The following is a 22,533-nucleotide window of genomic DNA, read 5'->3' on the forward strand; positions in this document are numbered from 1 at the left end:
CGGACAAAAACACATTTTATTAAAATGTGAGTATTCCATCTAAACCGTTCATATAAACCATACATATCGTAATTAGCACAAATGTTTATTTTAAGGAGGGGGTTAATCCGTGTTGTTATTCGGCTTGGAGAATGATCAAGACTTTCAATATCTGAATACACGTCTTCTAATAAGCTGTCCAGCCAGTGGTTCAGATCAGGGTGGATTATTTTTGTTAGACTTTAAAAATAACGCTTTGGAGAAGCTATACACCGGCAGTTGTTCGGGAATGACATTGGTTAAGGATCGATTATTCGTAACGTCCGACGATAATCAAATCATTACTATGGACCAGAGATTCCAAGTCATCCAGAAAACGAAACACTTGAAACTCGATTTTCACGACATCGTTAAGTTTAATGATAATGTTGTTTTGGTTGTGGAAACGGCGATTAATGCGATCGGATGCTATGAGACCGATACGTTCACCCGAATAGGGGAGATTCGATTCAATTCTGCGGACAAAGACGTTCATCATATTAATGACATTTGGTTGGATGGTCGTACTTTATATGTTTCTATGTTTTCTCCCTATGGTAAATGGTATCTGGAGCCAATTCATAAAAACGGTGGGATTGTCGCGATTGATTTGACCGATTTTCATCCCCGTCAACACCTCGACATAGACCCGGCGAATCATGTCGTCGTAAAGAGTTTGTATATGCCTCATTCGATAATGGTGCATCAAAACAAACTATCTTATTGCGACTCTATGTCGTTCAGTGTCATAACCGGGGACGAAGCGCCAATTCAACTACCAGGTTTTACACGCGGACTTGCAATAACGGACGATACGATCTTTATCGGTCAGAGCAGGATGCGGCATGTTTTACGAATCCCTCATGAGTTCTCGAATTGCTGCTTGGATGGCGGAATCTATGTCTACAATCCCGAATTTAGAATCTCTCGATTTGTATCATTGCCAGCGCAACAAGTGTATCAGATTCTTGTTCTTGACCCGATTATTTCATTGGGAGGGGAAAATTGAAATGAAAAAAAACGACACATTTATGAAGCAATTCGAGGAAGGAAAAAGGGTTCTTATGAAAGGCGTAGACGGAGATAATAAGGCGGTGAAAAACGCCTATGAGATTTTCTTAAAGCTTCGCAAAACCGAGCCCGACAATGCTCTAATTGAAGCCTATTACGGTAGCACTCTTGTGCTATTAGCACGAGATGCTGTTCAGCCTCTGGAAAAAGCGGATAAAGCGCAGGAAGGACTAGATTCATTGAATCAAGCAATTTCCATGGACCCGAACCAGAAGGAAATTCGGTTGTTGCGTGCGAATGTATGTCTGAGACTGCCAGAATCCTTCTTCCATTGCTCACAGACGGCGATCGAAGACTTCTCCTTCCTGCTGGATCGTTATAAAGAAGATCCTAGTTACCTTACTAATAAGCAAGTAAGGGAAATTATAGAGGATTTAAGCGCTGCTTACCAAAATGCAGGAAAATTGAGCGAAGCGAATGAAGTATTGCAGCAATTAACCCAGTCGAATAGACAATTGGAAAAAAAAAGCGAGAAGGATATCGAGATTTTTCTTGAGCAGGTTATTCCATTACACAAGGACGCCTTGGGAGGCAATAAAAAGGCCGTTCAAGACATGCAGCAGTTGGTGGAAAGGGCGCGATCCGACTATCCGGGCCACCCGCTTGTGGATGCATACTATGGCATCACCATGATGCTAATCGCTCGGGATAAGACATCACCGTTGAGTAGATTGAAGGGTTCGAAAGCAGGCCTGAAGATTCTTGATGGAGCGGTAAGTGCCGCCCCTCAGAATGGCAGGATCCGACTGCTGCGAGGCAGAGCCGCATATAGATTGCCTGAAAAATATTTCCACCGGGCCCACACGGTGATTGAAGATTACACCTTTCTCATCGATCAGAAAATGCATGAAGAAGGCTTCCTTGAGACCAATAATTACTTGAAGCTTATCTACGAACTTGGCGAAGTATATTGCCGGATCGGTCGAAATCAGGCTGCGATTATGTGCTGGAGGAGGCTGACGAACGAAACGCAGGATTCTGATTTTCTGCATCTCCTCAAGCTAAAGCTTAAATCTTTGGAAGGGAAACCCGCTGTTGAGCATATACCGAACACTGAGAGCCCCACATCAATTTTGATAAGAAAGGCCGTTCGTGCCGCCGGGAGCGAGCTCCTGAGCTGGGCGGAGCAGCAAAAGAAAGAAGAAACTCCTCGCAATCGGCTGAATCAGAAAGGACGGCGCTAGTCCATGCTGCAACAGGGCATAGGAAGGAAAGTTTCTTTTGAAAGGAGGTGACACGCATGTCTAAAGATGCGTTTAAGAAGATCGTTAAGAATATAAGGAAACAAACCGAGCCGATCATTGCAACTGCTTTGATCAATGGTGCTACCCGAGTCAGCAATGAAATGAATGATGTGGTGAGTGATGGAAATCAGTCTCCCCGAATCCTATTGCGAAAAATCGCTATAACCTTGAGGAGTGGTGTCATAGCAACCGGACAAGAAATGATAACGAGTGGGGTAGAGAGTATTAAGAAAAACCGGGCATAACCGCCTGGTCCTTTATCATGATGTGAGGACATCCGATAGTTTGTATTCCTGGCCATGAATGCCTTTGTAGTATTCTGGATACATTTATGCTCTAGGTCGGATCGCCTCCATTCATAATGTCAAAATCTCGTTCGCCATCATAAGGAATTGCCTCTTCCTCATGACAAGCAAAGCATTGATAGTTGATGGCTTGTTTCACATACTGCTTTTTCACTAACTCGCTATCCTGAGGACAGACTTCTCCTTTGTATTTAAAATAATACGAATACTTGAGTCAATTCATCGGATCTTTCCCTGTCTGGTGTTGTATTCTCTCTCTCCAATTTCTTTTACGAACCATTCGTTTCACTTTCACGATTTGACGACGACTGGATTGTGGAAATAAGCTGATTTTTTCTTTGCTTTGACGTTTGAGGCGATGTGAATATCCCCTATAATAGCGAATTGTTTAAAATGTTCACCAGGTATGTGAGGCACTAATCATCCGATAAATGCTTCTACCAAGAGCGTTTTGTTTTATCGAGACGTATTTAAACGTTACATACTCCCCACCATATTCCCCGCGTCCTAACCCTATCTCAGGTCAACGAATTTATCTTGCAATATATTGAGCTGCTCTTTGACATTCCCTTTCTGTTTCGGTGCATGCACATAGAAGCCTTCCCCATTCTTCGAGTAGGCTTTTTGTAATAAGGGTTGTGCTTCTTTCTTCTCCCTTTACTTCGGTATGGTACTCGTTTGACAACATGACAACCCTTGCACACGAATAGTTTAAACTTTTTTACCTTTTATTCTCGCTATTTTTTATAAATGCTTGCGTTTTTTTGCTTGCTGCAATAATTGTGCCGCCCTTTCATGCATTGGCTCTAGAGCCAATGCTGCTTTTAATGCTTCTATCGCTTTAACTGGATCATCCGTTTTCATATAGCATTCAGCCAGGGATACCCATATTTCAACATCATTCATCCCCTGGTCGATACAATAACGGAATTCATTAATTGCTACGGCGGGATCTCCCCCTAGCATATCCGGCGTATTTAACAATTTGGATCCGTTCATTCTCCTAGCGAGTGGCAATGTCGGATCGATTTCAAGGGCGGTCGTAATCTCGTTTTCCAGCATCGAAAAAAGTTCAATTTTCTCCGTCAAACTCCAAGCGGCATCGATCTTACGACCGTAAACCGCAGCCAGCCATGCATGCGCTTCCGCACTGTGGGGACTCAGAGCTACCGCCTCTTCGAACAATTGCTGTGCTTTCTCGTACTTGCAGCTCATAAACTCGTTGTAACCGCGACGAAGCAAGTCCCGCAGTAGAATGAAGCTGCTTATGTCGGGATCTTCGTTGTCGCGCTTACAAATATAGACCTGTCTCTTTGAAGCAACATTTCGTGCGAGCTCATCCCGGTTAAGCAGCGTACCGAAGCCGATCTCCGCGGTTACCGTCACCTTCAGCATTTCGGATAATTGAACCTGAATTCCCTCCAACGACCAATCGGCATATCGCTCCGAATCGAGAATCATATGAAATCCGTTCTCTTGCTGCATAGCTTTCCAAGCATCGGGTACGGGAGCTAACGAGTATATGGCGTCCTGAATATCCTTGTCATCCAACACAATCTCCCCAAATCTAATTCTATCCTTCAGTCGACCATAATGGACGAGCTTGCTTTCGGTTTGGCCGCATGCGCATAAACCCTGCTCGACGGAGATCACGTCTTCGTTGAGATACCGCAGCAGCGGTGAAGCTTGATGGGACAATGTCGTAATCGCAGCGAGCCCCCTCTCCCCCGGTTTGACAAGCCCGGAACCATCTTCCTTCAGCGCTTCAACCACAACGTCCTGCTCTAAGACATGCATCATGCCATGCTCGCACATAGCTGCAATATTAGCAGTCTCGGCAGTACCGTATATATCAATTATTGGAACACCCCACTTCTGTTTCAAATGCTCCTTTCGACGTTTACCCACTACTTCTCCGGTAACAATGATCGCCCGAAGAGAGGAGAAATGCTCGCTGCTGTTTAAACCAAGCAAGCGCGCCGTCTCGGCCAACAATTCTATCTCGCGAGGAGATCCGGCAATGATCGTGACGTTCAATCGATTCATGAGATCAAGCACCTTAGGATAAGGTGTAACCGTACTATACTCGGGGATGATCGTCGCTCCCACTTGAAGGCAGGTTTGCTGCATTAGAAATGCGGTAGCCGTCAATCCATGTGGAAATCGAAGCAGTACAATGTCTTCTTTGTCAAACCGTACCCCGCACCCTTTTATTTGTCTTATGCCAGTTTCCAAATCCTCCTTCGTAAACCAAGCAGATGCCGGTTCTCCAGAAGTGCCGAACGATTCGCAATAATGCACCGCTTCTTTACGGTCAACAGCAAGATGGTCAAGTGCTCCTGCCTTTCGAAGTTCGCCTTTTACTGTAATCGGCAATGTTGAGATTTGCTTTAGTCCTATGTTCATCAGATTATAATCCGCTAATTTTCGTTTGTAAAATGGCGAATCCGTTAAACGTACCAGTAAATCCTTTAATTTTCTCTCTCTCTCCAGCTTGTCGTCAGACATGGATAACTCTCCCTTTCAAATATCTTCAGCCCAACATTGCAGTTTGTCGTATATCATGATCTTCCAATACCAGGCATGCCATCGCCTCTATGACCGGCACGATTCTCGGCACCATTCATATATAAAGAAATACATAATATTTATATGCCCTTGCTTTTGATATGTTCTCGGCTAATGCCAATGTTAACCGTATCGTTATGCCAAAATAAATGGATAAGAAGGTTTTGTCTGCAATCATTGTGAAATATTTTCTTTAGCATAACGATACTTGATATGCAAGAAGCGACCAGGCATATGAACCAAGGTTATTCCTACTTTGGTTATTGTTAATCCAGCAATATGGCTGCTATTATTAATGGGAAGTTATATCCATGAAAAGAAAGTTCATTTATCAGCCTTAGACAAACAAAATCCAACGGATAAAGAGATAAGGGACACATTAAAGTCCCTTTCTATTTTAGCATCACTTATGATACGGTTACCGCGCTGTCTGTAACGGCAAGTTATAGGCCCTTGACGATGTGTAGCAGGAGAATTTTACTATATCTAGCCGCACCATAAACCATCCGCCAAATATTGCTGTTATTCCAAGATCCCCGCTTCAACCACTCTCCAGACCCCTTCAAATTCTCTTTTAATATCAATCAGTAACCACTTTTCTGCAAAGGCAGGCGCGGAAAACCAGGAGAATGCCAACAGAAGGGCATGTAAAAGTCCGTTGTCTTCGATTTTACTTGCCGCTTTTAAGCTTCCCACTAAATCTTCAATGTGTCGGGCCCATACAATTGGATTTCCATCAATATAGGTAGTATATAACTTGAACATTTCTGGCTCACGTAAATAAGATTGATATTTTGATTCGCTTAAACTCCATAGCCAGTCATGAACGATTTCCTTTGTAGATGAATAATTTTCAGTTTCAAAAGGAAAAAGTATTGCCAATTCATGATTAAGCCATGAACTTGCAAGAGCAGTCCATAGTTCTTCTTTTCCTGTGAAATACTTATAGATCGCCGCATGAGTCGTTCCTAGTTCATTTGCGACTTTTGAAAGATTAACTTTCTCCATGCCTTGTTCAGCCACCATTCGGTGAGCGGTTTCCAATATTAGTTCTCTGCTTAAACTTTTCATGCATTCATTATACATACAAACACTTTCAGTTACAACTATTGACTTTTGTAACTAAACAGTATATCTTAATATTATTATTTAGTTACAAAAATTAAAATTTGTAACCAACAGAGGAGAAACAATATGGAGCTTAAAAATAACACTATTATCATCACGGGCGGCACTTCAGGTATTGGTCTTGCCTTTGCCAATGAATTGTTGAAACGTGGCAATAAAGTCATTGTTGTTGGTCGTAATCAAGAAACCATCGATAAAATAACAAAAGATAATAAAGGACTAATCGGGCTTCGAGGGAACATTTCAAATGCGGATTCTGTTCGCAAAATCGCAGCATTTATTAATGAAAACTATCCCGAGGCCAATATCTTAATCAACTCAGCAGGCATCATGCGTCCATTTAAAATGCTAGATGAAAACGTTGACCTGGAGCAGGCAACCTCTGAAGTTGAAACGAATTTAAACGGGACCATTTGGATAACAAAAGCATTGCTTCCCCAATTCTCCAAACAAAGAGAAGCCATGATCGTAACCGTTAGCTCTGGTCTTTCCTATGTTACTTCGCCCATTCAACCTGTGTATTCCGCAACAAAAGCAGGCGTGCATATGTTTACCGATGCACTTCGAATACAGCTAAAGAAATCGAATAAAAATATTCACGTAATGGAGCTTGTCCCACCTCTCGTTGCCGAAACCAATCTTGAACCGAACATGCAGAAAAGAGGTCCAAATATGAGTTTGAAGACTCTCGTTAAGCATGGAATCAAAGGTATGGAAAAAAACAAAAAACGTGTAGTACCTGGTTTCTCAAAATTTATGCGTTTTGCCGGTAAATACTTCCCCGACTTCCTTCCCAATTTGATGGCAAAAGAATGAATGAATGAGCCTTGAGCGTAAATGGATGTTGGAATACAGGATGGCAGTGATGAATGATCAGCGAAAATAAAATAAGCGGAGATTTTTCGGTTAGATGCAGAATGGAGCTCGTTTCGAGGTGTATAAGCGGGGGTTTTCCGGTTATGCAAAGCAAAATCCCCCATTTTCGCGGTTTTAGGGTCAATAGGAGGAATTTCTCCGTCTATTTAAGCTATTTTTTATCTAATTTACTAATTAAGAGTAATTTTTCCGTCTATTTATCAGACCGGATGCTTAACCTGTTCCCCCAACCGATAAGAGCGGATTCTCATGGTTCCTGATGCAGGAATCAGCTTCTTTTTATCGACTAGTTGAGAGAGTACTTTTTTTACCGTCTTGTCACTTACCTTCAGATACTTCTCGACTTCTATAGGGGATATGGCTTCTCCTTTTCGAATCGCTAGTCGAAGCACTTCCTTTTCGAAAATGGACAAAGAGCTCTGATCCAGCTCATCACCCAGCCATCGGCCAATCACTTGCTGGACATTTTGTTGGCACCGACGAGGTTGCTCTTTAACTTGGTCATAAGAAAAACGGATCACGGTCCATCCGTCAATCACCAACTGGTTTTGACGTTCCAGGCTGTCGGAAAATTGCCATCTGCTAAGGTTCTTCAGGTGAGGGCCATACCCGTCGATCTCAAAGCAAATCCGGATGGCGGGACGAATATAAGCAAAGTCCAAATATCTTTTGCCATCCTTGAAATCATTGACTTCATATTCCGGATGAAGATAGCTGAATTGATAAAATAAAGGCCACCACACTTGCCTCAAAAACACCCTTTCAGCATGGCTGTGACCTTCTTGTAAGCGCCGCAACCGTTCACCAGTTCTTACCTGTAAGTGAGCTTTCATAAATGCTTGGTATTCTTCTTCAAATCCCATAGCATCCCTCCTCCTATCCAATGGTAATTCATTCCTTATCTAAATGAGAGGTACCTTAACATATTTCCAAAAATCGTTCCAGCAAGCGATGCAATCAGAATTGATCCGGAAACCACCTGTTCTAAAGCTCTGAACAGCCAACAAAGGAAAAATCCTCATAATTTAATCAAAATTTAGTGGACAAACCACAAAAATTAAATGATTTACTAATTTGAAAGCCCATCTATCCTCAATATCCTCTGCTAATTCTTCAAAGACTAATACCTATTCCTCAATCGGAACCATGAAATCCTAATCGCAAACATTTTTCTCGATACTCTTCAAATGACAAATGATAATTTTCAGGCGGTTTGCCAAATAGTATGGTAAATACGAATAAATCATCTCCCTTCATTTTTCATTTAACTTCGAACAAATTTTTATAATTAACGGGTGTTAATGTGAAGTAAAAAAGAGGTTTAATGTGGTATCGATTGGAGAAAATAAAAGGTGAATTAAGACAAATAATTTAAAAAATAAAAGCTATTTTATGCGATAGGAAAGGAGAAAAGAAAATGTTGCAGAGGAGTTTGAGGATAGAGCTATTTTTAGTTTAAAAGGATTCATAATTTTGTCAACCTATTTCCTTAAAATTCTTATTATTTCGATTTCTCCTAAGAAAACTTGTTAAGTTCTAGCCTCCCCATCCTTAAGGAGAGGCAATTTGGCTTAAAACCTCATTTACTTATGATACGGCTCCCCCCGATTAATCCGAAAAGCACGATAAACCTGCTCAAGCAAAATCAGCCGCATCAGCTGATGAGGGAAGGTCATTTTTGAAAAGGACAGGGTGACGTTCGCCCGTTTCATAACGGCGTCACTTAGCCCGAGTGATCCCCCAATAATAAAAGCTATCTTGCTTTTCCCGTATGTGGCAAGCTTGTCTAAATCAGCGGCCAGCTGCTCGGAGGTTTTCATTTTTCCTTCGATGGCGAGGGCGATGACGTGAGTATCGTCTGATAGCTTGGAGAGGATGCGGTCGCCTTCTTTATCTTTAACTTGCAGCATTTCTTGTTCGCTTAAATTTTCAGGTGCTTTTTCGTCTGGCAGCTCGATGATTTCTACCTTTGCGTAGAGAGTTAACCGCTTTAAATATTCGTCTATTCCTTGCTTTAAATATTTTTCCTTTAATTTTCCTATTGTACAAATTGTGATATTCACAGTTCATCCCCACTTTAAAAACAAGTTATGCACACACTTTATCCACAGATGTGTATTTCCCATCCACATATGGTATAGAAATATTAGATCCCTACTATATATATAGCGGGTTTTTCACATAATCCACAGGTTGTGGATAAATTGTTGAAATCTTCAATTTTTATTATTTCCGGAGCTGTTTCGTGCTCATCGACATACATATCGATCGCTAATTCGACATGATCCGCACAACATTTCATTCTATCTTCTCCTTATCCACAGGTAGATTCCTCTACTAGTTTTATCATGAAATCCACTTATCAACAAGAACGAAAAACACAAAACGCTAGTCCTTTGGTGACAAGCACTTAGGTGTGCCGTCAAAAAGGTTTTTCTTTAACCTTTTCGGTCGGTTTGGTATGTCAACTCAGGCGGGTTAGGCGCTGGAGGTATAACTTACATTAACATATAACACTTCAACCAACTCAGTAAAATAAAAAAACCGACCTTATCAAAAAAAGACCGGCTTCCAAAAATTATTTTTGCAATTCCTCTAAAAATGCTCTAGCCGTACTTAGACTTGACTGAGGGTTTTGACCTGTAACTAAATTTCGGTCTACTACGACATGATCTGTAAACTCGGGCGCTTCAACGAAGAGAGCTCCTAATTCTCTCAGTTTGCTTTCTAGTAAGAAGGGCATATGCCCATCCAAAGTTGTTTCTTTTTCTTCTGCATCTGTAAATGCTGTCAGCTTTTTCCCGTTCACAAAGTGACGGCCGTCGCTTCCTTTTGCCTCTACCAATCCCGATGGTCCATGACAGACCGCTCCAATCAGTTTGCCTTTATCTATAAAATATTTTAGGATCGTATGAAGTGTCTTATTATCTGGCAGATCAAACATCGTTCCATGTCCGCCAGGAAGGAAGACCGCTTTATACTCACTTGGTTCCACTTCCTCAAGTCTCAAAGTACTGTCAAGGAACGGTATCGCTTCAATAAAACCTTTAGGCTGGTTTTCTTCCATGCTGTTAGGATCTAAAGGGGCCTTTCCGCCCTTTGGACTGGCTATTGTTACGTCATAACCGTATTTTTTAAATTCAATAAAAGGTTCCGCAAATTCTGATAGCCAAATTCCGGTTTTTATGTCATCTGTTACTTTATCTGCAGTCGTGACAATCATCAAAATTTTCTCAGCCATCCTATTCACTTCCTTTTACAATCGTTTATCTTAAAATACCCCATTATTAAGGAAAAAAAACAAGAGAGCTGTTAGCTCCCTTGTATACTTTGTTTTCCCAATTTAATGTCGAGTGATTGTTTTTCACCGTTTCGATAGAAAACAACATTTACAGAACTGCCGACTTCCTGCTTGTAAAGCTCTTTTCTAAAGCCGATAATATCCTGAACCTTTTCGCCTGCAAATTCGGTAATGACATCCAGCTCCTTTAATCCGCTTTGGCCTGCAGAGGAAAGCTGGTTGACAGACATGACAACAACCCCATTTGTAACTTCTTTAGGAAGCTTTAAGGTTTCTTGCCAATGATAGCTTGAAATATCACTTAGCGATTGCAAGCCTACACCAAGCTCAGGTCTTCGTACCTCTCCAAAGCGTTCAAGATCATCAATGATCGGAACGGCTAAATTACTTGGAATGGCGAGTCCAATCCCTTCTACAGAAGATTGCGCAATTTTCATGGAATTAATTCCAATGACTTTTCCATCGATATTAATTAAAGCACCACCGCTGTTCCCAGGGTTAATAGCGGCATCAGTTTGCAATACTTCTGCATTCCAATCAACCTGACCGTTCTGATCCGAATCAACTGGAATTGCTCGCTCTGTTCCTGAAATGATCCCCTGAGTAACAGACCCGGAAAATTGCAGCCCTAAAGGGTTACCGATCGCAATAACAGGTTCTCCAGGCTTAACTTTATCCGAGTCCCCAAAGTCACCTACTTTTTCAATCTTTTCACTGTTTACTTGAAGCACAGCCAAATCTGTTAATTGATCGCTTCCCAATAATTCAGCTGGCACTCTTTCCCCGCTGCTTAAACTTAATTCAATTTGAGAAGCATCAGCAATAACATGATGATTTGTCACAACAAACGCTGTATTCCCATCCTTTTTGTAAATAACTCCAGAGCCTGTCCCAGCTTCCCCTTTTTCATCCCAAAAACCTGCTTCCTGAAGGTTAACAACTCCTACGACAGCATCTGACACATCATCTACGACATTCGTTACAGCGGTATTCACATCTACCTTGACATTTTTTTGCGGGCCAGGCTCCTCATTTTGCGTTGTTTCAGATTCTTCTTCACCGCCTAGTTGAAGATCATAAGGCAAAAAATTGAGGTTGGATAAAACAGGTAAAGCGAAAATCATAAGAAGAGCTCCTAATATAGCACCGACTGCACCAGCTAAAAACCAGCCGCCTCGGTTTCCCTTTTGCTTTTGGCTATATTTCTCATTCTCCTCATCATAATAACCCATTCTTGAGTCCCTTCCTTTCAGACGGTGAACAATTTGCCGATGACCTGGATAATAATTGTCTTTCTATGTGGCAGAGCTGCTTGACCATAAAATGTATGAAGGCACCCAGTCCGTTACATGGGTTTTTTATATTGCTGCAAGAGGCGTCGGAGATTTAGGATCCGTGTCATACAGAGCAAATTGTTCACCAGTAATAAACCCTTTACTTGCAAGTGTTTGGTTTACAGATAATCTTGCTAAATCCTTCATATTATTATCTTTACTTAAATGTGCCAGATAAATACGTTTTGTTTGATCTCCAATTACTTCTGTCATCGCAATTGCGGCGTCTTCATTTGAAACATGTCCAACATCACTTAAGATCCGACGCTTGACACTCCATGGATACCGCCCCATCCGGAGCATTTCAACATCGTGATTACTTTCAAATACAAAGGCGTCTGCATTACGGATAATTCCCTTCATTCGATCACTCACATAGCCCGTATCTGTAATAAGCGCAAGCTTCTTTCCTTCATGATGAAACACATAAAACATCGGTTCAGCCGCATCATGAGAAACACCAAATGACTCAACCTCAAGCGATCCAAAGCTTTTAACCGTTTCTGTTTCAAAATGAAACTTTTGGTCCGTAGCTATTTTCCCTAATGACCCTTCCATTGCCATCCACGTTTTTTCGTTTGCGTAAATAGGGAGGTTATATTTCCTCGCAATAATGCCTAACCCTTTAATATGATCACTATGCTCGTGGGTGACCAGGATACCGCTTAGCTTGTCCATGCTGCGATTGATTTGGCCAATTAACAGCTCAAGCTGTTTGCCGCTAAGACCAGCGTCAACAAGAAAGGAATGATCCTCCGTTTCTACAAAAAATGCGTTCCCCGTACTTCCGCTTGCGAGCACACTAAAATGCAAGCTCATCGTTTCTCACTCCAGTTACTAAATTTCTTATTTATTTCATTTAATCGGGCCTGCTCACAATTCCTTCAGAGGCATTCACAAAAATATCCTCTTTCTCATTAATGACAATGTGCCAGGTTGGTGCCATTATTTGAACATTTGAAAGCGGAATATGAGTGAAATATCCAAGCTCCACCTTTGATACTTCACTATTCGGGCTGATTTCATGGGCATTGTAAGCAGCTTCAATCGCTTTTAAAGCAGATAAAACATTTTCATTTTCTTGAATTTCTTGTATTCCTTCAAGCATTGTTTGTTCATAAGACACTATTTCTTTCTTCTCGTTCAATCTCAATAGCACCATACCAATTCTGCCATTTTGATCAAGTATGCTTTGAAAGATTGTTTTTCCTTCGAATTGTTGAAAATAAATGATTTGATAATCTTCAATCTTCCACAGGCTATATTTATCTCCAAAAAGAATATTTTCCGTTACAAATTGATTAAGCATACTTGCAGGATTTGTTTCAGGTAAAGTAATCGGATCATCAAATGTAGCTTCTAAACGGTAAACAGGCTCACCTTCATTTTGGGTTGATACAATTGTTTGGTTTTTAAGACTACCGATTTCCTTCTTCGTAAATTCTTTTCTTTTTCCTGTAATATATGTCGCCTTATCAATTTTCGGCAGATCTCCGTATGTGATATTATCCTGCTTTAACTGATCCTGAATAGGTGATTTTTGAATAATTTCAATATTAGCCTCTTTTTGTTTAGTAAAAAATTGAATCGCTAAAAACACGTCAAGAACTAGGAAGGCAATAATGAAGATGGTTTTTGTTTTACTCCAATCCAATTTCTTTGCCCCCTTGATCTGAACTCTTCGAGCCAATTGTTATAAAATTACTCATTTCGGTTTCTAAACACCAAACAGGCGTAACGACCACCACTTGCTGATCTGTTGATGTTAGTTCATAAGCAGGAAAAATACTCTTGATCTCACCAAGGTTATATTCGTTGTTTTTCAAGTATTCGATTAGTTTTTCTCCGGTTGGCAGAGAGCTTTGACTTGTTTCAAACGCATTATTTCCGAGCTTATAGGTTGGGCGGTGATAATTGGAGATTTCAACACTTCCCCAGCGCTGGCGAATTGTTGTGGGGTGGTAAGGCTGCTCTTTACTCTCAAAAACAGGAAGACTGTCTACATTTAAATTAAAGGTCACTTCCTGATTGCCGTTAATGTGGAAAAATTTATAGTTATCCGTCCAGCCGCCATGATTATTCAAATAGTTAATGCTATGCAGGATGGCATCTCCGCCTTCTAAGGATACAGTAGGCTCACTGCCTTGATTGACAAAAGTCAACTCATTCTGTTTTGGATAAATTTCAAGAAGCCTGGTTGCATCAGTATAGATATTTCTAGAAAATCCTACTTCCTGCCTTACATACAAAGGATTATTGAATAAGGCTTGTTTAAATTTCTCCCCGCTAATTGTCTCTGTTAAAAATTGCTTCTTATAAAAGGTTAAGGAGTTTGCAGGTAAAAAGAAAACTTTCCGTGAATTCACCTTATAAGAAAAGTAAGGTTCATAATTTTCTTTATCCTCGAATATATTTGCGACTGTTTCAAGAGCCATTTGGTTGCCTACCGTTACTTCAAAAACAGTCTGATTTTCATAAGAAGCAAAATATATTTTTTGATTTCCTTGTTTTTCTGCTTCAGGAAGGACGATCCTGTCAAAAGATTGATAAAAGGTTTCTTCTGTTTTCCAATTAAAAATCGTTTGCAGCACCTTTATAGGAATTTCGTCAGAGAAAACAATTTCTATTTTGTTGTTTCCATCCTCTCCATGAATCCATTGATAAAATTCCTTATCCGAAAATTGATTTGTAATATCAAAAGTAGTTTCAAATTGCCATCTTCTGAGTTCTTTCCATACACTTTTAATTGAAGAGTCATGATAAGACCCATAATGTTTTTTGTTTTCATGCAAAATGATTTGGAAAGGCCGAATCACTTCATGGACTTCTTTTGTTTCTTGGGAAATTGGGGAGCTTTCGAGCAAAGGACTATCTGGCAAGGAATCATAATTGGGCTGATAGGTCCAAATATTCCATGTGAAAAAGATTCCAATCAAAACTAGGAGAGTTAACAAAGCACTTTTTATATTTTCAATATTCATTCCCACTCATCCTCTTGATCCTCTGTATATGGAATCGTAAAGTAAATAGTTGTTCCTCTGCCTTCCCTGCTGCTAGCCCAAATATCCCCCTCATGGGCATGAATCATTTCCTTGGCAATCGCAAGCCCTAAACCTGTTCCTCCTAATTTACGAGTTCGGGCTTTGTCCACTCTATAAAAACGCTCAAAAATTTTCTTCACACTATCTTGTGGAATTCCTACCCCTTGGTCTTGAACACTTATTTGAAGGTGCTCTTTTAAAATATCAATCTTAAAAGTAACCTCTCCACCTTCAGGGGAATACTTTAAAGCATTCGAAATAATATTATCCAGTACTTGTGTGATTTTATCTGTATCAATATCTACATATAATGGCTGCTCTGGCAATTGCCTGTTAAAAGTAACATGCTGTTTCTTTGTCATTTCAAAGCGGTCAATTATTTTGTTGAAGAAACCAGTGAAGTTAATCCATTGCTTGTTTAATCGATAATCTGTACTATCCAATTTTGATAGCTGAAGAAGGTCATTCACTAAACGAATCATTCGTTCAGTTTCATTTTGGGTGACATTTAGAAACTGTGGAGCAATCTCTTTATCCTTCCACGCACCTTCTGCCAGCGCCTCTAAATAGCTTCGCATCGTTGTGAGCGGAGTTCTTAACTCATGTGATACATTCGCTACAAATTCTCTTCGTTCTTGTTCAATTTTTTCCTGTTCCGTCACATCATAGAAAACAGCGATGAGGCCATCAAATCTTCCTTTTTCTTTTTGAATGACAGAAAAATTAACCCTCAGAATATAAGGCTTTTCTTCTGTACTAATATCTAAAATTAGAGATTCTTGCTGTTCAATTAATTCATTGAATTGGTACGACTCTCCGTCATTTGGAAGAAAATCTACGATAGGTCTTTCTAATACCGTTTCACGTGAAACATTTAACATCTCAAGAGCTGGATCATTGATTAATATGATTTCACCCTTCCGATTTGTTGCAATAACTCCATCTGTCATATGGGCAATAACAGAAGCAAGCTTTTTGCGTTCCCCTTCAGTCATAGCATGAGCTTCCTCCAGCTCATCAGTCAGATGATTAAAAGTTGTTGCAAGCTGCCCAATTTCATCCTCTCCATATACTCTTACTTTTCTAGTGAAATTCCCTTTCGCAAGAGCCATCGCTTGTTTTCTCATATCTGAAAGTGGACGAGTGATCGTTCTCCCTAAAATGACGCCTAATACAGCCGTTATCACTAAGGAAATGGCTGTTCCAGTATAAAGAATTCGATTGATGACCTGCATTTGATTAAAAACATCCTCCATAGAAGCAACAAGGTAAATGGCACCTTTTACCTCCTGATTAAGGTTACTCTTGATAGGAGTAGAGGATATGCGGACACGTTGATTTGATTGTGTATCAAACATGATATTGTGATGCGGCTGACCTAATGCAAGAGTCCGCTTAATCAATGCCTCTGTTGTCCGCTTCCCGACAATTTCCCGATTATATGGATTAGATGTTCCAATTACCTTACTATTCTTATCAATCACTCTTACTTCCTGGATTTCTTCTGTGACAAAATCCATCAGAATCGAAGAAATATTATTTGAAGTGTTTTCAGATCCTTCTTCCAGATCTTCTTTTGATATTTCCTGCTCAATACTATAAGCCAATAAATTGACTCGCTTATCAAGGGAATCATTATAATTATTTATAAGAGAGTCTTCCAGTCGCTGGACAAAATAAACCCCTATAATTTGCATCGCCAATATAATGAGCAATACATAAATCATGGTAACCTTAAAATGAATGGATCTAAAAAAACCAACTTTATCCATTTATCCTACTCCTGTTCAGGGTTTCGCAAATAATAGCCTACTCCTCGTCTTGTTACAATCCATGTTGGATGACTAGGGTTATCTTCAATTTTTTCCCGTAAGCGTCTTACAGTAACATCAACAGTTCTCACATCACCAAAGTAGTCATACCCCCACACAGTTTGCAGCAAATGCTCACGAGTCATAACTTGTCCAATATGTTTCGCTAAATAATGAAGAAGCTCAAACTCTCGATGAGTCAGCTCAATCGTTTCCCCTCGTTTTGAAACAACATATGCATCAGGGTGAATAACAAGAGACCCGATATGAATTTCATTCGTATCTGATGGTTCTTCAATACCTTGCGTCTGTTGTCTTCTCAAATTAGCTTTTACACGTGCCAATAATTCTCTTGTACTAAACGGCTTTGTCACATAGTCATCTGCACCAAGCTCCAAGCCTAATACTTTATCGATTTCTGAGTCTTTTGCCGTCAGCATAATAATTGGGATGTCATATGTCTTCCGAATCTCTCTGCAAACTTCCATTCCATCTCTATTTGGTAGCATAATATCAAGCAAGATAAGATCAGGCTTGATTTCATCTACCATATCAATGGCTTCATTACCATCATAAGCACAATGGACTTCATATCCTTCTTTTTTAAGGTTGAACTCTAATATATCTGCAATTGGTTTTTCGTCATCTACAACAAGAATCCTTTTTTCCATTTTTTTCGCTCCTTTTAAGCAGTCCTTATACTAATTTAACAGACAGAATAAAAACATTCATCTACTTCTACTTATATGTACCATGGTTATAGTAGTCATCTCTCTCTAGTATAACCTTCTTCTCAGTATCCAATTTATCCTTTAATAAACCGTATTTTAACATGTTATTTATTGCCGGTATATAGAAAAACCTCTAGCAATGCTAGAGGAGATCATACTTACTTAACATATTTCAAAGGATCTTGAAGCGACCCGTTTTTGTATACTTCAAAATGCAAATGAACGCCAGTAGAGCGGCCGGTCGAACCCATGACACCAATTTTCTGGCCTTTTGAAACGGTGTCCCCAACTGAAACAGAAAGGGAGTCGAGATGAGCATAAACTGTGCGCAGACCATTATTATGGTCAATTTCAATCTTGTTGCCATATGCACCATCATTTCCAGCTGATACAATTTTGCCATTATCAGCAGCCTTGATCGTACGGTCACTTGGACGTGCAATATCAATCCCTTTATGCATTTTTCCCCATCGTGTTCCCATTTTACTTGAAATATAGCCACCAACTGCAGGCCAGTCAAGGTTTCCGGTTCCACGGGAAGGAATAACCTTTGTTCCTTCGACGATAATTTCTTTTACAGGCTCTTTTAATGTTTCTTCTTTTAACGTTTCACGTTTTACTTCGGAGCCATTTTCCTTATGCACGACATAGTTTAGGAGCTTTTCTCCATTTTCACCTTTTTGTTTTGTTTCTGTTTCTCCTTTAAACTTTGAGGAATCCTCAATCGTTTCTGTTTCATACTCTACCACTTGTTTTTCTGAAACCTCTTCTTGAACAAGAACTTTTACAAATGGCAGATATTCAGTTACTTTTAACTTATCGCCCTTGTTAATGACAGAATCATCCTTCAGTCCGGGGTTTAACTTTAATAGCTCCTCAAGCCCAAGGTCATGGCTTGATGCAATTTCACTTAAATTATCACTATCTTTTACTTCATATTCTTTCTCTTCTAATGTCCCTTTTTCAAGGAGCTTTACCCCTTCTTCAACTGTTAAAACTTCGTCTGGAGAAACCTTTTGCTCTGTAAGAGAAACATTTTCAGAAAAGGAAACGTCCGTTATCCGAGATTGACCTTCTTTTAACGGCTCAGAGTGCTTTATTTCATCAGGCTGTTCCAATTGTTTCAAAACATCTTCCGAAACAAATTTCTTCTTGTACTCATTTAATACTTTTTCTGCATCTTCTTTTGAACTGAAATGAGCCACCGACTTGTCACCTATTTGAATTGTTGTAGACTTAACAGCAACATCTAATTCACTTTTTAGCTTATTCAATGCCTCATTATTATCAGCAACAGGACGGAACATTTGCTCAGGGACAATCTCCATATCCTCAACTGTCAGCTCAAAATCTTGATACTTACCTTGTGCCTCTTCTACTTTTTCTTTCTCGACATCTATAATTAAGTCTTTATTGTCAATCGTTCCTACGTATGTATCATTTAAATATATATGATAAACAGTAGCTAGATTTTCATCAGCACTCGCGCTTTGAACCCCAAAGGTAAATGCAGCAGCAAAAGCAGCAGCGCCTGCCATTATTTTATGTATTCTATTAAATTTTAGCCGAAAGCTTTCTCTCAGTCTACTATGCTTCTTAAACACTATGTTTCCCCCTAAAACCAAAGAACATATATGGTTTATTTTTCCTACCTATATAACAAAAGATCTAGTTCTTTCATTATCTAGTTCTTTAACACCATATTAAAATACCATAAAAACACTTACATTTCTGTGAATGTATCCAAATTGTAATACTACTGTATTAATAGTGACAATAATTAGCGCAATTTGTCATTATCTGGTTCTGATTTGAAATGCCATAAAAGGGAAATAAAAAGAGGAATTTAAAATTTTTGTTCGAAATTTAAAATAAAACTTAAGAAGCAGATAATAAAAGAGGAGTTAAGATCTGATCTAATAGATTTTGGATGAATAAAGAGTGAAAAGCTTTGGTGACGGCAATTTTTTTAAAAAACTAGAATCAAGTTCGTAAAGCATAGGACGCCTTGAATCAGATAGGTGTTGGAGCTGGATACGATTACTAATTATAAGATGTTTTAATATACTTAAAATTTTAACTAACAAAAAAAAGCATAGTGTGAGACCATGCTTTTTTCAAGTGGCTCGGGACGGAATCGAACCGCCGACACAAGGATTTTCAGTCCTTTGCTCTACCAACTGAGCTACCGAGCCGTATATAATCAAAAATTAAATTCAGTTTGTACTCGCAACCTTCGCCCAAATCTCAGGAATTACTTAGGGTAAAGCCCTTTTTATTTCTTTGTCAGAGCTTTTTCAATCTGTAATATGAGGCTCTGTCATTGTTCTATTTATGTAAAGAACATGACCCGTACGGGATTCGAACCCGTGTTACCGCCGTGAAAGGGCGGTGTCTTAACCGCTTGACCAACGGGCCATATAGTAAATGGTGAGCCATGAAGGACTCGAACCTTCGACCCTCTGATTAAAAGTCAGATGCTCTACCAACTGAGCTAATGGCTCATTTTAATAATGAGTAGCAATATTTTGTTTTGTTCTTGTCGCAGACGTCCTCATCTCAGGAAGCTTATGCAAGAAGCAGCTCGATGAGTACGCTGATGTTTCGCTCCGCAGCTTACTCGTTCGTGCTCTACCAACTGAGCTAATGGCTCATTTTAATAATGAGTAGCAATATTTTTTTTCACATCTTGTCGCAGGCGTCCTCACCAGCAATTGTAAAGAAAAATAACTTGTCAAACAAGACATTGTTAATGATATCACAAAGTTGATCTATTATACAATAGAATTTTTAAATAAAAATAATAGATTTTAATTTTGTAGGTAGATGGCTAATCTAGTACAGCAAAAAAATGACATATATTTTCCTCATTTTACCTTTATTGGCGCCAGCATCCCGATTTCTGGCTTTATCTTAAAATTTATTTGCCGATTCTTTGATTTTAGTGGCCGGATTGGTAATTTTACTTGCTGCAAATCAATTTTATTTACAGTTTAGCAATTATATTAACCGTTTGCCGATCTTTTGGAGGCTAATCATATTTATTGGCTGGAATAATTTATTACTTACTTATTCAAAGGGATTCTTAAGGAACAACATTTTATAAAAGGAATATAGTCAAAAATAAAAGAAGAGGGTAACCTGAAGGCTCACCGCCTCCATATCACCCTCCTAATAAATATTTAGTTTGCTCGGTATACACTGCGGACAACGTTCGTTTGTGTACGATCAGGTCCCACAGAAAAAATTGAAATCGGAATACCTGTCAATTGAGAAACACGTTCAATGTAATGACGTGCATTAGGAGGCAGCTCTCCTAAGTTTTTCACACCTGTGATGTCTTCAGACCAGCCTGGCAGTTCTTCATAAACTGGTTCACATTCAGCTAGTGCCTTTAAGCTTGCTGGAAACTCTTCCATTACTTCACCTTTATACCGGTAAGCTGTGCAGATCTTTAAAGTCTCGATACCAGTTAAGACATCAATTGAATTTAAAGATAGGTCCGTTATCCCACTCACTCTGCGTGCATGGCGGACAACTACACTGTCAAACCAGCCTACACGGCGTGCTCTGCCTGTAGTAGTTCCATATTCACGACCTACTTCACGGATTTGATGACCGATTTCATTATCAAGCTCTGTCGGGAATGGACCGTCCCCAACACGGGTTGTATATGCTTTTGATACGCCAACTACGTGCTGAATTTTTGTTGGACCTACACCAGAACCAATTGTAACTCCCCCTGCGACAGGGTTGGATGAAGTTACAAACGGATATGTTCCTTGGTCAATATCAAGCATTACCCCTTGTGCACCCTCAAATAACACACGGCGCCCTTCGTCTAGAGCATCATTTAATACAACAGATGTATCTGTAACATAATGTTTAAATTGCTGACCATACTCATAATATTCGTCTAAAATTTCTTCTAAAGTAAAGCCTTCAACTTCATACATTCTTTCAAATAAACGATTTTTTTCTTCTAAATTTCGAGCTAATTTTTCTTCAAAAACTTCACGGTCTAATAAATCTGCAATACGAATTCCGATTCTTGCTGCTTTATCCATATAAGCAGGACCGATTCCTTTTTTAGTCGTACCAATTTTATTAGCGCCTTTACGTTCTTCCTCGACCGCATCGAGCTTTAAGTGGTAAGGCAGAATGACATGGGCGCGGTTGCTGATCCGTAAATTATCTGTGCTAACCCCGCGGTCATGTAAATATTTTAACTCTGTCACTAGAGCTTTTGGGTCAACTACCATACCATTTCCAATTACACATACTTTATCATTGTAGAAAATCCCTGATGGAATCAGATGAAGCTTGTACGTTTCACCATTAAACTTAATAGTATGACCTGCATTGTTACCACCTTGATAACGAGCGATCACTTCTGCATTTTCTGAAAGAAAGTCGGTAATTTTACCTTTTCCTTCATCTCCCCATTGTGTACCAACGACTACAACCGAAGACATTTCGTGCACCTCCATAGCTTTAAAAAACACTTTTTGCACAATCAAACAAGTTAATTTTACCAACGTAAAGGACGAAAGTCAATGTAAAATCCGAACGTTAATATTAATATATTATTAATTTGTTCGTGTAATTTATAATTCTACCTATCTGTTGTTTGAAAAAGAGTTTAATAGATTAAGAGAATTGTTTCTTAATAAACATTTACAAAATTATTTCTTGGGAAATGAGAGTGGTGAATCAATATTTGTTAGTCGTTATACTGTAAAAGGTAAAAAAGTGAGGGATGTTACTCTTTTCCATTGTGGTCTAACAAATCCAGAACTTTTCTAAATGTATAGAAGGATTAAAAACTTCACAATTGCATGTCTATGTACGACTTTTCCGATCAAATAAATGACTAATACTTTCTTCATAGATCATTACAAAAGAATGAAAAGCACTGGACGCCCGCTATACGGCGATAAGCATAAGACGAGCCGACAGAAAGGTTGTTCTTTAACCTTTTTGACGGATTAGCTTATGACCTAAGGACTGATGGCGCCTGGCCGGCAAAGGCGTCACGGCCTTATGCCTGCTGGCACTTGGACGTCCTGTCCGCCTGCGCTGAACAATAATAACTAACTTTAATA

Annotated in this window: 19 protein-coding genes and 3 tRNA genes; 4 read left to right on the forward strand and 18 right to left on the reverse strand. The window is 39.5% G+C overall.

What is annotated here, in order from left to right; genetic code table 11:
- The first annotated feature begins 325 nt into the window (after positions 1–325).
- Genes IC621_RS06230 through IC621_RS06245 form a run of 3 tightly spaced genes read left to right on the forward strand, consistent with a single transcriptional unit; the run spans position 326 to position 2,578 of the window.
- The gene (locus IC621_RS06230) at positions 326–1,027 is read left to right on the forward strand and encodes a DUF4915 domain-containing protein (RefSeq protein ID WP_191156794.1); all 702 of its coding nucleotides are present in this window, start codon (positions 326–328) and stop codon (positions 1,025–1,027) included.
- A gap of 1 nt (position 1,028) precedes the next feature.
- Entirely contained in the window at positions 1,029–2,273 is a 1,245-nt protein-coding gene (locus tag IC621_RS26365) for a tetratricopeptide repeat protein (RefSeq protein WP_224752344.1), read from the forward strand.
- A gap of 56 nt (positions 2,274–2,329) precedes the next feature.
- On the forward strand, positions 2,330–2,578 hold the full coding sequence (locus IC621_RS06245; RefSeq protein WP_191156796.1) for a hypothetical protein: 249 nt from the start codon (positions 2,330–2,332) through the stop codon (positions 2,576–2,578).
- A gap of 91 nt (positions 2,579–2,669) precedes the next feature.
- Here IC621_RS06245 and IC621_RS26830 read toward each other — a convergent pair whose 3' ends face one another.
- The 3 genes from IC621_RS26830 to IC621_RS06255 form a co-directional block, all read right to left on the reverse strand.
- A complete protein-coding gene (locus IC621_RS26830; protein WP_263575982.1) occupies positions 2,670–2,792 on the reverse strand; it encodes a hypothetical protein in 123 nt (40 codons plus the stop codon).
- A 590-nt stretch (positions 2,793–3,382) separates the two neighbouring features.
- On the reverse strand, positions 3,383–5,146 hold the full coding sequence (locus IC621_RS06250; RefSeq protein ID WP_191156798.1) for a tetratricopeptide repeat protein: 1,764 nt from the start codon (positions 5,144–5,146) through the stop codon (positions 3,383–3,385).
- A 582-nt stretch (positions 5,147–5,728) separates the two neighbouring features.
- The gene (locus IC621_RS06255; protein WP_318153011.1) at positions 5,729–6,292 is read right to left on the reverse strand and encodes a TetR/AcrR family transcriptional regulator; all 564 of its coding nucleotides are present in this window, start codon (positions 6,290–6,292) and stop codon (positions 5,729–5,731) included.
- A 108-nt stretch (positions 6,293–6,400) separates the two neighbouring features.
- On the opposite strand from IC621_RS06255, the gene IC621_RS06260 reads away from it, so the two are divergent.
- Positions 6,401–7,150: an SDR family oxidoreductase gene (locus IC621_RS06260; RefSeq protein ID WP_191156800.1), complete on the forward strand. Its 750-nt coding sequence runs from the start codon at positions 6,401–6,403 to the stop codon at positions 7,148–7,150.
- A 260-nt stretch (positions 7,151–7,410) separates the two neighbouring features.
- Here IC621_RS06260 and IC621_RS06265 read toward each other — a convergent pair whose 3' ends face one another.
- The 15 genes from IC621_RS06265 to IC621_RS06335 all read right to left on the reverse strand — a co-directional run bounded on the left by IC621_RS06265 (position 7,411) and on the right by IC621_RS06335 (position 21,903).
- Positions 7,411–8,073, reverse strand: coding sequence for a DNA-binding response regulator (locus IC621_RS06265; protein WP_191156802.1), 663 nt, complete (start codon positions 8,071–8,073; stop codon positions 7,411–7,413).
- Positions 8,074–8,793: 720 nt separating this feature from the next.
- Positions 8,794–9,273 carry a 23S rRNA (pseudouridine(1915)-N(3))-methyltransferase RlmH gene (gene rlmH, locus IC621_RS06270; protein WP_191156804.1) on the reverse strand — a complete coding sequence of 160 codons (480 nt, stop codon included), beginning with the start codon at positions 9,271–9,273 and terminating at the stop codon, positions 8,794–8,796.
- An 83-nt stretch (positions 9,274–9,356) separates the two neighbouring features.
- Positions 9,357–9,512 carry a CxxH/CxxC protein gene (locus IC621_RS06275; RefSeq protein ID WP_191156806.1) on the reverse strand — a complete coding sequence of 52 codons (156 nt, stop codon included), beginning with the start codon at positions 9,510–9,512 and terminating at the stop codon, positions 9,357–9,359.
- A gap of 276 nt (positions 9,513–9,788) precedes the next feature.
- Positions 9,789–10,451 (reverse strand): type 1 glutamine amidotransferase domain-containing protein, encoded by a 663-nt coding sequence (locus IC621_RS06280; RefSeq protein ID WP_191156808.1) that lies wholly within the window; start codon positions 10,449–10,451, stop codon positions 9,789–9,791.
- Positions 10,452–10,522: 71 nt separating this feature from the next.
- Positions 10,523–11,743: a S1C family serine protease gene (locus tag IC621_RS06285; protein ID WP_191156810.1), complete on the reverse strand. Its 1,221-nt coding sequence runs from the start codon at positions 11,741–11,743 to the stop codon at positions 10,523–10,525.
- Between the two features lie 126 nt (positions 11,744–11,869).
- Positions 11,870–12,664 carry an MBL fold metallo-hydrolase gene (locus IC621_RS06290; RefSeq protein WP_191156812.1) on the reverse strand — a complete coding sequence of 265 codons (795 nt, stop codon included), beginning with the start codon at positions 12,662–12,664 and terminating at the stop codon, positions 11,870–11,872.
- Positions 12,665–12,704: 40 nt separating this feature from the next.
- Complete coding sequence (locus IC621_RS06295; protein ID WP_191156814.1) at positions 12,705–13,499, reverse strand: two-component system regulatory protein YycI; 795 nt, start codon at positions 13,497–13,499, stop codon at positions 12,705–12,707.
- Positions 13,486–14,826, reverse strand: coding sequence for a YycH family regulatory protein (locus IC621_RS06300; RefSeq protein WP_191156816.1), 1,341 nt, complete (start codon positions 14,824–14,826; stop codon positions 13,486–13,488). The genes IC621_RS06295 and IC621_RS06300 overlap by 14 nt, the downstream gene beginning before the upstream one ends.
- Entirely contained in the window at positions 14,823–16,658 is a 1,836-nt protein-coding gene (gene walK, locus IC621_RS06305) for a cell wall metabolism sensor histidine kinase WalK (protein ID WP_191156817.1), read from the reverse strand. Before walK ends, IC621_RS06300 begins: the two co-directional genes overlap by 4 nt.
- Before the next feature lie 5 nt (positions 16,659–16,663).
- Positions 16,664–17,368: a response regulator YycF gene (gene yycF / locus IC621_RS06310; protein WP_191156819.1), complete on the reverse strand. Its 705-nt coding sequence runs from the start codon at positions 17,366–17,368 to the stop codon at positions 16,664–16,666.
- 218 nt (positions 17,369–17,586) lie between these two features.
- Positions 17,587–19,032, reverse strand: a complete 1,446-nt coding sequence (locus IC621_RS06315) for a peptidoglycan DD-metalloendopeptidase family protein (protein WP_191156821.1) — start codon at positions 19,030–19,032, stop codon at positions 17,587–17,589.
- A gap of 518 nt (positions 19,033–19,550) precedes the next feature.
- Positions 19,551–19,623, reverse strand: a tRNA-Phe gene (locus IC621_RS06320).
- A 151-nt stretch (positions 19,624–19,774) separates the two neighbouring features.
- Positions 19,775–19,846, reverse strand: a tRNA-Glu gene (locus tag IC621_RS06325).
- A gap of 10 nt (positions 19,847–19,856) precedes the next feature.
- Positions 19,857–19,932 (reverse strand) — tRNA-Lys (locus tag IC621_RS06330).
- Positions 19,933–20,610: 678 nt separating this feature from the next.
- Positions 20,611–21,903 carry an adenylosuccinate synthase gene (locus tag IC621_RS06335; RefSeq protein WP_191156823.1) on the reverse strand — a complete coding sequence of 431 codons (1,293 nt, stop codon included), beginning with the start codon at positions 21,901–21,903 and terminating at the stop codon, positions 20,611–20,613.
- Positions 21,904–22,533: the final 630 nt, after the last annotated feature.

Source organism: Metabacillus arenae, from assembly GCF_014773385.1.
Taxonomy (GTDB): Bacteria; Bacillota; Bacilli; order Bacillales; family Bacillaceae; genus Metabacillus_D; species Metabacillus_D arenae.